Here is a 12,190-nt window from a genome sequence, read left to right as displayed (position 1 = left end):
TATGGGCTTACGTACCTCTGTAATAGTAAATGGTATTAACAATTTGAGTGATGCGCGTTACTGCGCCGGCATGGGCGTAGATATTATCAGCTTCAACCTGAAACTGGACGATAAGGAGCGTATGTCTTCTGATACGCTGAAGGAAATCGTAGGCTGGGTATCTGGCGTTAAGCTGGCCGGCGAATTCGAGCGTGCCAAGCCCGATATTATCAACCAGTATGCTGATGACTTCGGTCTGGATTACATTCAACTGGATACGCCCTACCTGATCGATGAGATCGAAGAGATTAACCGACCGGTAATTCAGAAGGTTTTTATCAATAAAGACACTGTAGAGAGCGAGCTGCTGGAGATGATGGAGCTGTACGGTCCATCTGTTGACAGCTTCCTGATCTACTCCTCAGATTTCGAAAACATAGACGATACCAATACCAAGTTCCTCAAGAATCTGGCAAAGCGCTTTCAGATATACCTGGGCTTCGGCGTGCATCGTCATAACATCAATGCGGTGCTAAAGGACATCAAACCTGCAGGCATTGGCCTACGCGGCGGTCACGAGATCAAACCTGGCCTGAAAGATTTTGACGAATTGCAGGAGATCTTCGAAGAAATAGAGGAAAACTAAGGAGCTAGAGAGTTTAGAAATTTAAGAATTGGGGAGTTAAAATGTATTAGCATTTCATCGTAACGCCATTCGGGCTGGGGTAGTTTGTAGCTTAGATCATGCCGAACTGACCTTTATCTTTCCCGGATCATACTCGCCATGCCTATAACCGAAACTGAGTGATTTCTAGAATAAAATAAGAACGGTCCGCTTATACCTGAGTATGGCGGGCCGTCTTGTTTTAAAATAAAGGTAATTAGCGATAGATGCTTAGACTTTGTACTGCAGGTATTTAATTGTAATTCCCTCAGCCAGGTACCGCTTCTCGTAGGTGGTGTAGATGCCCATGGTATGCTCTTGCAAATCAGAATTGTATAGATCATGCGTATAGAGCAACTCTTTCGGATTACGCTCCTGGAGCACTTCCAGAGTATAGTCAAATAGCATCTGGTTGTCAGTCTTCAGGTGCAGAATTCCGCCTGGCTTTAGAATTTTAGCATACAGGTCCAGGAAACGCGGCGATGTGAGACGACGCTTGATGTCGCGGTCTTTCGGTCGTGGATCAGGGAAGGTAACCCATATTTCGTCTACCTCTCCTTCGGCAAAGTTGTCTTCCAGGTTCTCGATAAAGGTGCGCAGGAAAGCGACATTGTGCAGGTCTTCCTCTTCCGCCAGAGAGCTGCCTTTCCAGATACGTGCACCTTTGATATCGAGCCCCAAAAAGTTTTTATCCGGAAACAGCCGTGCCATACCTACAGTATATTCACCGCGGCCACAACCGATCTCCAGGATCAGAGGCTTATCATTCTCGAAAAACTCATCCCGCCACTTGCCTTTCAATTGACCATAGAGTTCTCCTTCTGGTTCTATTACATTCTCACGCTCCGCTATGGCGGCAAACTTTGCTAATTTACTTCTTCCCATTATTATAGTTCGTCAATCTCTGCGACCACAAAGGTACTACCTCCAATAAAAATTACCTCATCGGGCTCCGCATTTCCCTTGGCAGCAGCGATGGCTTCGCTTACAGTTGCATAGGCTTCACCTCTCAGCCCGACCATTTTCGCTTTTTCCTGGAGCTCCAACACAGGCAACGCACGTGGTATCTGCGCCTGACAGAAATAATAGTTATACGCCTTCGGCAGAAGCTGCAGGGTGGTCGTCACGTCCTTGTCGTTCACGGCACCAAAAACAAAGTGCACCTGCTTAGGCGCTAAGGCTGCTAACTGAGCAAGTATTTGTTTAACACCATCCACATTGTGGCCTGTATCACAAATTATTAAAGGTTGATTCCCCAACACTTGCCAACGTCCTTTTAGACCCGTAATCGTTTTGGTCCGACCTATACCCTGACGTATGGCATCATCTGAAATTGTGAAACCTTGCTCACGCAATAGCAACAATGACTTGAGTACTCCGGGCAGGTTAAATTTCTGATATACCCCAGCCAGGTCAGACTGCAGGGACTGTAGCCAGCGATTGCCATCCAGGTATACATCATATACCTGCCCCTCCAGATGCTGCTCCAGCACCTGTACACGTATACTGTCGGTGGCAAAATATAGCGGTGCCTGTTCAGCAGCGGCCTTTTGCTCAAACACGTGCGCGATTTCTGACTGCTTAGTGCTGACCACAGCAGGTATATGGGGCTTGATGATGCCGGCCTTCTCTCCTGCTATCTCTGCCAAAGTGTCTCCTAGCAGTGCCTGGTGGTCAAAGCCAATATTGGTGATCAGCGAAAGTTCCGGGGTGATGATATTTGTAGAATCGAGTCTTCCGCCCAGTCCTACCTCGATCACTGCAACATCCACCTGCTCGTCAGCAAAATACTGGAAGGCCAGCGCCACCGTCATTTCAAAGAAGGAAGGCTTAACCTGCTCGAACAGGTCCTTGTGCTGCTCTACGAAAGAGATCAGGTAGTCCTGTGGCAGTTCGGCACCGTTCACACGCACCCTTTCAGTGAATGACTTGAGGTGCGGAGAGGTATAGAGGCCTGTTTTGTAGCCGGCGCTCTGCAGCACGGCAGCCAGCATATGGGAGCTGCTACCTTTGCCGTTGGTACCCGCCACGTGCACTGTCTTAAACTTGTGCTGCGGCTGCCCCAGTGCGTCACAGAGGGCTATAATGTTGTCGAGGCTCTTCTTAAAAGCAGCATTGCCGATGCGTTGAAACATCGGCAATTGCTGGTATAGGTAATCAAGACACTCTTGATAAGTCATGAAATCAATAGAAATTAGCGTGATCTGATCACAAAGGTAACAGTACCGGTGGCGCCTGTTGTGCTTCTGCCTCCACCCGTGCGGCTAAAGGTTGTTTTCTGAAGCTGCTCGCGGTACCACTTCTCTACGTGCGGTGAAACTGTGCTTTCCAGTCGGTCAATGCCGATCAGGTTGCCGTCAGCGTCGATACGGATGCGGAACTTCACAAAACCAGTTTCATTCTCGTAAGGGTCACGCTTAGGCGAGATGTCATAGCGCCAGCCGGCCATATCAAGACCGTCACCTCCGCCTCCACCGCCAGGCGTACCTTCGTAATTTTTGGCAGTCATCTGACCGCGTGGGTCACCTTTATCGCCTACTTTGTTGGCATCGTCGCCATTGTTGTTGCCAGTAGCCTCGTTTGATGTGCCGGCTTTACCTGTACCCGTGCTTTCGGTAGGCTTGCCAGGGTATAGCGTACGTGGCTTCTCCGGCTCTGGCTTCTTAACCTCTTCCTTCGGCTGTTCTACCGGCTTCTTTACTTCTTCCACCTTATGCGTAGGCTTCGGCTGAGGCTTTACTTCCTCTTTCACCGACACAGGCGATTCCACAGGGGCAGTTACCACCTTCGGGGTTTCTACAGGAGTGGGCGGTGTAGGAGTAGCCGCAGCTACTGGCTTAGGCTCAGGAAGCGGATCTGGCTGTGTTGGAGCAGGTTTGCTATCCTGCACGTTCTTCGACTCGTTCGGAGTAGCCTTCGACTGCACGTCACCGCTGCCCATGGCGTCTGTGCCATAGTTTATCTCAATACCGATCTCCTCGTCCGGGTTGCCAGGGGCACCATTCCAGGCCAGCAGGAAAAAGAGCAGCAATAGAATGATGATGTGCAGGGTAATACTAATCCCTGCAGCAATCTTCTTATTCTTTTCCTCTTCCTGTGATAATGCTATCTCCATGTGTAATTCAATACTACTTTGTAGGCTCAGTGGCCAAAGTTACTTTCGCTTTCAGGCTGGCAGCTATACCTGCCACCTTGGCCAGATACTCCACCGGCACGGTCTTGTCTACGTTCAACACCACCACGCCTTCTTCTGTTCCCTGCAAAAGTGCTGCCAACTGTGACTCTAGCTGCGACTCGTCTATTTGCTTACCGTTCAGAAAATACTGTATGTCTTTTGTAATCGTGATGTTTACCTTCTCCATCACGATGTTAGACACCTTGCTGGAAGGCAAGCTAACCGGCAGGCCGGTTGGCGTCACAAAGTTTGAGGTAAGCATGAAGAAAATAAGCAACAGGAAGATAATGTCCGTCATAGAGGACATGTTGAAATCGGGGTTGATCCTGTTTTTGGAGCGTAAATTCATGCTTAAAGTTGTGGTTCTTGTAACAGATCAATGAATTCAATAGAAGAGTATTCCATGGCGTGTACGATGTTATCGATCTTTGACACCAGGTAGTTGTACCCTACGTAAGCTGGCAGACCGATCATCAGACCAGTAGCTGTTGTTACCATCGCCTGGTAGATACCAGCTGACAGCAACTGCGGGCTAACGGAACCTTCAGCCTGTGCAATGGCGATGAAGGCCTGGATCATACCTGTTACCGTACCTAAGAAGCCAAGCATCGGGGCAGCACCTGCAATAGTGGCCAGGGCAGCCAAATTACGCTCCAGTCGGCTGATCTCGATCTTGCCCACGTTCTCAATAGAGGTCTCAATGTTCTTGAGTGGGTTACCGATGCGGCTCACCCCTTTGCCCAACATGCGGGATACTGGTGTGTTGGTCTGCGCGCACAGCATACGGGCACCGTTGATGTCGCCGGCCAATACCATGCTCTTGATGCGATCACTGAAACCATCCGGGTTTTTGGCAGCCTTCTTAAGCGTCAGGTAACGCTCAAAAAAGATGTAAACGGCAGCCAGAGACAAAAGCAGCAGTGGGATCATGGCCCAACCACCCGCCATCGCCAGGTCCAGTAAGGATACCGAGCTTTCCGCTGTTTCTGCTCCATCAGCCAACATAGAAGTCGTGTCAGCAGGAGTTGTCGTAATTTGTAAGAAGAGAGATGTCATGTTAATTATTAAAAACCCAAATATTGTCTCCGAATGTTTGTCTGTATGTGTTCATGGCAGCCTGCGCCTCCTCTGCAGATGCAAAGTCAGCGACAGATACTTTAAAGAGCCTGCTGCCTTTGCCAGGCTCCAAAACTTTGGCCTCGTGGCCGAACTCCGCAATTTCCTGACGGCTGAACTCTGCGTTCAGCATACGGGCGTAACCGCCTGTGATAATATAAAAGCGACCATCCTTGCCACTCACAGTGGTGCTGGCCACTGATGGAGCAGCTACTTCCGCAACAGGCTCGTCTTTATCATTAACGATTTCATCTGCAGCATATTGGGTTTCGAAGTCAGAAGTACTGCTTGAGGCATCACCCCAGGCTTCAGCTTCATTTTCTATACCTGCCTCCGCTGCATCAAATGCACCGATTCCAGCATCTTGTTTTAAGGTGGCTTCGTTCTGAACAGGTACTGTAATTGCTGTCTGCTCAGCCGCCGCCTGCTTGTCGCCATTGATCAGCGAAATCGGATTCAGACTGCTCAGATTATAGTCCGTTTGCAGGGAAAGCATGTAAAGTGTTGCTCCAACCAAACCAGTTAAGGCCAGCCCTGCTGCTACGTGGTAGGCGCGCTTCAGACGGGCTTTGAATGGCTTCCTGGCAGGTGCTGCCTCTGCTGCCTGTCGCTCCTTGATCAGGGTGCGCAGCACGGCCGGTTCTTCATGACGAATTGGTCTGGCAACAATCTCAGGCAGACCGAAGCTTGCTTCCAACAGGTTGTCGCCTTCTGTGTAGTCAAACACCAACTTTCGTTCATGGTTGTATTTGAACACGCCGATATCGGTCAGCTCAAACCGTTGCTCACTATCCAACCGGTTACGAACTTCATGCACAAAAGACATAACCAGTTGCCTGGCCTCTTCTTTAGTAATGTTGTTGGTATAGGCGATGGTGCTGATGAGCAGACCATCGTTCAGAACCAGCTTTTCATTGAAAGCAATTTTTTTGGACGGTGGCACCAGCGTATGCTTCACCGGATTGATCCGGGCAGGCACATAGCGCGTGATCAACCCGCCAAAATCAGGTATGATCACGCAGTCGTGATTGTAGAGCAGGTGCTTGATGTGCTTTTCTACCATAGGCACTTAGAATGAATAAGAGACGCCTCCTATCAGGTTTATACTTTTGTTCGGGTAATTTACAAACCTTTCGTACTTCTGCGCAAACAAATTATTTACCATCAGGAAAGTCGTGAATCTGTTGGAGAATTTATAATCCGCCTTCAGATTCAGGTCCACGATCGTATCTGTCTCCCGCAGCACAAATGTGCCGCCAGGACGGGTAATGCGCCCGAAAGAACTCCCAATATAGTAAAGTTCTGAATTAAAGAGAATCTTATCATAGAAGTTGTAGGTGGCAAAAACACTTGCCATCAACTCCGGACGGTGAAACGGCTGCTCTAAGGTAGCTGTGCTATATTTGTTATAATCAGCCTTTAATCCTATGCGCAGTTCGTCTGAATAATTAAAGGTGGCTTCACCATAAATATTCAAAACATTTGTCACGCCGTCATCATACACCAGGTCAAACTTGGTTGAGTCAAGTGCAGAGTTGTTGTAGAAGTACATGTTGCGGAAGTTCTGGTAGGCCACACGACCTGTCAGGTGCACAAAGTTGGCAATATTGGCCTGCATACCACCGTATACCTCCAGTCCTTTGTTCTGATCAGCCACTCTTACATTCGGCGCCAGGAATGGGTTTTCCTGTGTCAGCTGATATAAAGTAACTCTTTGCAGATCTCCCCCTATACCTGCGTAGATCAATAGGTTATCCTTGATAGGCTCTACTCCTACACGTACTGTCGGGTATACATTGAACTTGCGTGCGTCATTCACAGTGTCGCCTGTGTAAGCGACATTGGCTCCAATCGATAGACGGATCGCATTCAAATGACGCTCGTACTGCGGATGAAGTTTAAACATGGTACGGCCTACAGAAGCAGAGTCTTTATGCGACACCACTGACAGGTCAGCATCAACTTTGAAAGCGGACACATCATCTAGGCCATACTCGGTATTCAACTTAGCTGCGATGTTTGTCTCCCGCATGTCGTAGCGGTCGTTCAGATAGTTCACGTTCAATCCGGCTCTGAACAGAAGCGGCATACCTGCTCCGTGGTTATGCATATACCCTTCGGCATTTACGCGGTTGAATACCTGGCTGATGGTATCGCGGTCTACGGTCGTTTCCTGTACCGGGCTGTATCCGTAGAAGTGATACTTGTCGCGTCCGTAGCCAAGTTTACCACCCAATGTGAGGCCTTGCAGGTAGCTCTCACCGTTCAGATTGATTGCCGAATTAGTCACAGCTGAATTACGGCCGTCAACCGGTCCTCTGGCGGAAGTGATATGACTGACATCAGCTCCATAGGAAGCCACATTACTGCGCTTGTTGTGGAAATAGCCTTTGAGGTATAACGTACCGTAGTTGCCTATACCTGCTTTGACATAATTGCCGTACAGTTTGGTCAGTTCGTCCTGCTTGATGGTGAGCACGCGCACCTGCAGGTTCACATCCTGGTCCTCGAGGCGGTAATCATTGAAACGGTAGCGCACATTGCGTTCGCCCGGCTCTGGCTGCACCACTGCAAATTTCTGGTAGTTGCGCGAAGCTCTCGGTAGTTCGATCTTGCGATCCTTTTCTACCACTACTTCTGCATCCTGCAGTTTAGCACCTTCGCCCCAGCCTGTTGTCTGTGCCTGGGCGTTGTTCACAAAGCTGTATCCAGCACACAGCACAATCACTGCCAGGGAAGTCTTTTTCAATCTATTCTTCATGTTGATGTTTCTCTTCAAGATGCATTATCTTTTTCTTCCCTTCACGGTGTCAGCCGGGGCCGTACTCGGTGCACCACCCAATTTAGCCAGCTTCTGCTTTGCCTCTGCCACAATTTCGGGCACTGGTGAGTGCTCAATGATAGAGTTAAGTGTTGAAGTTGCCTGGAAAGTTTCGTTCTGCGCCACATAGTTATCGGCGATGATCAGGAAGGACTTGCCCAGCCAGAAGTCGTAGCTGGAGAACTTCGTGTTGAAGTCAAAGGCTACATCGATTGACTCAGCATATTTCTTCTGCTTATACAGAATCTCGGCTACCAGGTACTGTGCCTCTGCTCCATTTTCGTCAGTCGCTGACGCAGCTGTTTCACGAAGCTCTTTCAGGGCCTGATCCAGGTTGCCTTCGGCATAGGTCGCTTTGCCTTTGTACAGCTGCGCTGTGTTGTAAACGTAAAGCGCTGAATTACCCTGGCTGATCAGCTCGTTGGCAATTCGCTTTGATGCCGCATAGTCGTTTGACAGGAAGTGGCTCTTCATCAGGCCTGTCAGTGCGGTTTGCTGCTCACGGCGGTTAATGGCCGTGTCGCGCAGGCGGCTGTAGTACTTGATCGCTTCCGCGTAGTTCTTATTCTCAAACTCCGCATCAGCCACTTTCTGAATCGCACGGTTCACATACTCGCTCTTGTTCTCTTCTACTACAGCTTTCATGCGCTGCAAGCCCTGCTCCGTTTGATTAGTGCGCAGATAAGAATCAGCCAGGAAGTAACGGGCATCGCTTACAAAAGGACTGTTCGGATAAGTTTTCAGATAAGTCTCCAGTTTAGTCAGCGCCTGGTCGTATTTCTCGTTGAAATAAAGCGTTTTAGAAGCTTCGAATTCAATGCTTTCTAAAGCATTACTTTCCGGATTCGCTGTTCTGAATTTCTCTGCGTAGGTGTCAAATTCACTGCTGCGGTTCTGAGTAGCCAGTACCTCCTGCAGACTGTAAAGTGAACCGCTGGCAGAACGTGAGTTCGGGAATTCGTCGAGTACTCGCTTATAGTCTGCAGCAGCTTCTGCATTCTTGCCCAGGTTAGCATAGGCTATACCTCGTTTCTCAAGCGCATTCGGCACCAAACGGCTTTGCGGCCTGCTCTGAATAAGCGCCGTAAAACCTGATACAGCCGACTCATAATTACCTGATTCGAACTCAATGATAGCACGTTGATAAATGGCAGGCTCTACGTAGCGAGACTTCTGGTACTGGCTGTACACGGTCTGCAGATTCTGCTTAGCCGCTTCCTTGTTGCCCATCAGGCTCAGCACGATACCTTTCTGGAAGTATACATAGTCCTTGTCATTGGAATTGGAAGCCAGTACTTTGTCGTAAAGCGCCAGGGCAGGCGCATACTGCTTGTTCACATAATGCAGGTCCGCCAGTCGCATCATCGCATCGAAGTGGTTTGGGTCGCTAGTGCTGGTGCCGTCCACGTAAGCCTTGAAGTGCGGCATGGCTTTGTCGTACTCCTTGTTGTTGTAGTAGGCGTAGCCTATACCGTAGCGGGACTTCATGTAGTACTCCGACTTACGTGCCTCACTGTTGCGGAACACAGCCGCGTAACTGTTGATGGCATCCACGTACCGCTGTCCCATGGAGTAAGCCTCGCCTTTCACAAAGTGGCTGGCTGCTGTAATCTCTTTGTCATAAGGATACTGCAGCGACTTGTCCAGCATGGAAACAGCCGTCGGGAATTTGCCTTCGTTGAAGAGGTTTACGCCGTACAGGTGTGTCATACGCTGGTAAGTTTCCAGTATCTTATAGCTCTTGTTCGGCATGCTCTCGATGTGACGAATAGCCTCCGAGTAGTTGTTCGAGTTAAAATACGCCTCTGTCAGCAGGTTGTCGACATCGGTGGCGTGTTCTGACTTAGGAAATTGCTCGTTGAAATTCTGCAGGGAGTTGAACACGTCACGGAAGTTACCCAGTTCGTAGCTTACCTGCGCAAACTTAACGGTGGACGCTTCGGTGATGGTTTTGTCCTGGTCATTTTTGCGGGCCTGGTCAAAAGCGGTCAGGGCATACTGCTTGTTGTCTTCACGCAGATAGCTCATACCTAAGTAATAAGCAGCATTCTGACCGAGGGCGTCTTTCTTGCTCGCTACTTCTTTGAAATTGGCAATCGCATTTTTAAAGTTACCGTTCTTGTAGTCAGTATAGGCGATCTTGTACTGGATCACCGGATCCAGCTTGCGCTTACCCTGCGCATACTGGCTGAAGTACTGTTCAGCTTTTTTGTACTCAGCACGCTGATAATAGGCATCGCCCACCAACAGGGCAATTTCATCAGCCTGTTGTACCTGAGGGGTTTTAGCCAGGGCTGCCTCTCCGTATCGGATCACTTCGAAAATATCATGCTCCTTATACAGAATCTCGGTGATCATGTAAGGCACTATCTGCGCATAGGCTTCATTCTTTTCGGCGATCAATAGGTCCGCTTTCGCAGCGTCATAATCACCTTCTCGGTAAGCTATATAGCCCGCGTAATAGTTTGAAGCATAGGCAAAACGGTGTTCATCTTCTCTAAAGCCAGTTGTCTTATTCTTGTCGAACCAGATCTTGGCGTTTTTGAAATCCTTGTTGGCGAAATAAGAATAGCCGAGTTTAAACTCCAGCTCTTTGTTCTGCTTGATACTCAGAAGATGTACAGGCGCATTCTCCAGCTTCTCCACCGCCTTCTTATAATCCTTGTTCTCAAAGTAGTACAGACCCAGCTCGTAATTAGCCAGGGCCGTCTTCGGGTGAGTCGGGAATTTGCGCGTAAAATTGAGGATCAACTGTTCAGCGTCCGGGTGTAACAGGTATAGCCCGCTCAGTGCATAGTAGTACTGCGCGTCGGCCGTCTTGGCATCGTCACCGATCAGGTTGATGTACTTGCGGAAGGCCTCCTGGGCCGCTCCGTATTTGGCTCGGTCAAACAACTCCACGCCTTCATGGTAGTGCTTGTCTTTTGCGGTGAACACCTGTGTGTGCTGGGCCACCGCTATGTGGCTTCCTCCAGCCAAAACCGATGCCAGCGCTACTTTATAGGCTATCTTCATATGTATCTTACTGCTCGCTTTTGAGCTATTCTTATGACTTAATCTTAGAAAACAGGTATATGCACCAGACGGCGCTATGCCTTGCAGGCAAACTCAAAGTTAGTTAAAATTCGATAACCGCACGAACCATAGGCGATAAACATCCTGCCGAAAAGGGCTGACGCACACCTCACACCTTTATACAATGCAGCAGCAATAGCAAATATTGTGCTGATCGTGTGAAATTGTACTCAATGATAGGCTAAAGTTCGCGGCACCGGGTGCAATATCTTGAACACCAGCTCTTTTAAAATTTCAGATTCACTCATATCGCCACCGCTTATGCCCTTCACCTGCAGATCGGCCACCCGGATATGATGAATGATATCCACGACACGCAACAGCGGGAACACCCGAAGCGCCTGCATATACTCTTTTACCAGGAAACCACGGTTACCCAGACTCTTCCTCACGCCGGATTCTGACTTGTCGGCAGACTGGTGCAGGGTCAAAAGCTTGGTGAAAAACGTAAAGAGCAGGCTCAGGTTAGGTATAAGCGGATTATTTTTGGGATTAGCCTCAAAATACTGGATGATCCGGTTGGCCTTGAGCGCATCCTGGGCAATGAGCGCCGACTGGAGTTCGAAGATGTTGTATTCCTTGCTGATGCCAACGTTCTCCTGCACCACCCGCTCGTCTATCGCCTGCCCTGGTTTCAGGTTGATCAGCAGCTTATCAATCTCGTTGGCCTGCCGCGAAAGGTCTGCCCCAATAAACTCACTAAGCAGCATCACCGCTTTAGGGCTTATCTGAAGGCCTTTGCTTTTCACATACCCTGTGATCCAGGCGGGTATCTGGTTATCGTAAAGCTTCTTGGTCGTGAGCAGCACGGCGTGTTTCTGTACAGCTTTGCCTAAAGCCTTGCGCCCATCCAGGGTTTTATGCTTATGGCAAAATACCAGTATGGTAGAAGGCAGTGGGTTCTGCAGGTATGCCTCCAGCTGTTTCATGCCTTCCTCCCGCTCCAGGTCCACAATGCTCTGCGCCTCCTTCACGATCACCACCTGGCGCTCCGCCATCATCGGGAAACGCTTGGCTTGCAGCAATACCGTAGCCACATCTACATCCTTGCCGTATATTACCACTTGGTTGAAGCCCTTTTCGTGCTCCTGCAGGGCGTGTGCCTCTATAAAATCGGCAATCTGGTCAATATAGAAAGGCTCCTCTCCCTGCAAAAAATACACAGGGGCAAACTGCCTCTTCTTTAATTGCTCCATAATGCCCTCTGGGGTGTGCGACATGCTGTTTGAAAGGTATAGATTGGTGATTGTTCAGGTATACAGACATCAAATATACTGGTATCTGCGCTGCAAATGAAAGGCTGAAGTGCCAAAAAAAGAATAAAATCCAATATATTCTGACTGTCCTGAATATTGTCTAA

10 protein-coding genes are annotated in these 12,190 nt (G+C 49.1%); 1 reads left to right on the top strand and 9 read right to left on the bottom strand.

The annotated features are described in order from the left end of the window. Position 1: 1 nt before the first annotated feature. Positions 2–625, top strand: coding sequence for a phosphoribosylanthranilate isomerase (gene trpF, locus BW972_RS08175; RefSeq protein ID WP_007656473.1), 624 nt, complete (start codon positions 2–4; stop codon positions 623–625). 249 nt (positions 626–874) lie between these two features. On the opposite strand, the gene trmB is transcribed toward trpF, so the two are convergent. The 9 genes from trmB to holA form a co-directional block, all read right to left on the bottom strand. Further along, positions 875–1,528, bottom strand: coding sequence for a tRNA (guanosine(46)-N7)-methyltransferase TrmB (gene trmB, locus BW972_RS08170; protein ID WP_076421738.1), 654 nt, complete (start codon positions 1,526–1,528; stop codon positions 875–877). Between the two features lie 2 nt (positions 1,529–1,530). After that, positions 1,531–2,778 carry a bifunctional folylpolyglutamate synthase/dihydrofolate synthase gene (locus BW972_RS08165; RefSeq protein ID WP_234986325.1) on the bottom strand — a complete coding sequence of 416 codons (1,248 nt, stop codon included), beginning with the start codon at positions 2,776–2,778 and terminating at the stop codon, positions 1,531–1,533. 59 nt (positions 2,779–2,837) lie between these two features. Further along, positions 2,838–3,758 carry a hypothetical protein gene (locus tag BW972_RS08160; RefSeq protein ID WP_076421736.1) on the bottom strand — a complete coding sequence of 307 codons (921 nt, stop codon included), beginning with the start codon at positions 3,756–3,758 and terminating at the stop codon, positions 2,838–2,840. A gap of 13 nt (positions 3,759–3,771) precedes the next feature. Next, positions 3,772–4,167, bottom strand: a complete 396-nt coding sequence (locus BW972_RS08155) for an ExbD/TolR family protein (RefSeq protein WP_007656468.1) — start codon at positions 4,165–4,167, stop codon at positions 3,772–3,774. A 2-nt stretch (positions 4,168–4,169) separates the two neighbouring features. Beyond that, positions 4,170–4,823, bottom strand: a complete 654-nt coding sequence (locus BW972_RS08150) for a MotA/TolQ/ExbB proton channel family protein (protein ID WP_007656466.1) — start codon at positions 4,821–4,823, stop codon at positions 4,170–4,172. 52 nt (positions 4,824–4,875) lie between these two features. Continuing rightward, entirely contained in the window at positions 4,876–5,997 is a 1,122-nt protein-coding gene (locus tag BW972_RS08145) for an HU domain-containing protein (RefSeq protein WP_076422113.1), read from the bottom strand. A gap of 6 nt (positions 5,998–6,003) precedes the next feature. After that, entirely contained in the window at positions 6,004–7,695 is a 1,692-nt protein-coding gene (locus tag BW972_RS08140; RefSeq protein WP_076422112.1) for a TonB-dependent receptor, read from the bottom strand. 24 nt (positions 7,696–7,719) lie between these two features. Further along, positions 7,720–10,770: a tetratricopeptide repeat protein gene (locus BW972_RS08135; RefSeq protein WP_076421735.1), complete on the bottom strand. Its 3,051-nt coding sequence runs from the start codon at positions 10,768–10,770 to the stop codon at positions 7,720–7,722. 230 nt (positions 10,771–11,000) lie between these two features. Then, positions 11,001–12,050: a DNA polymerase III subunit delta gene (gene holA, locus BW972_RS08130; RefSeq protein WP_076421734.1), complete on the bottom strand. Its 1,050-nt coding sequence runs from the start codon at positions 12,048–12,050 to the stop codon at positions 11,001–11,003. Positions 12,051–12,190 lie beyond the last annotated feature (140 nt).

Source organism: Pontibacter lucknowensis (assembly GCF_900156415.1).
Lineage (GTDB): Bacteria > Bacteroidota > Bacteroidia > Cytophagales > Hymenobacteraceae > Pontibacter > Pontibacter lucknowensis.
This window is presented reverse-complemented; position numbering and strand designations above follow the sequence as displayed.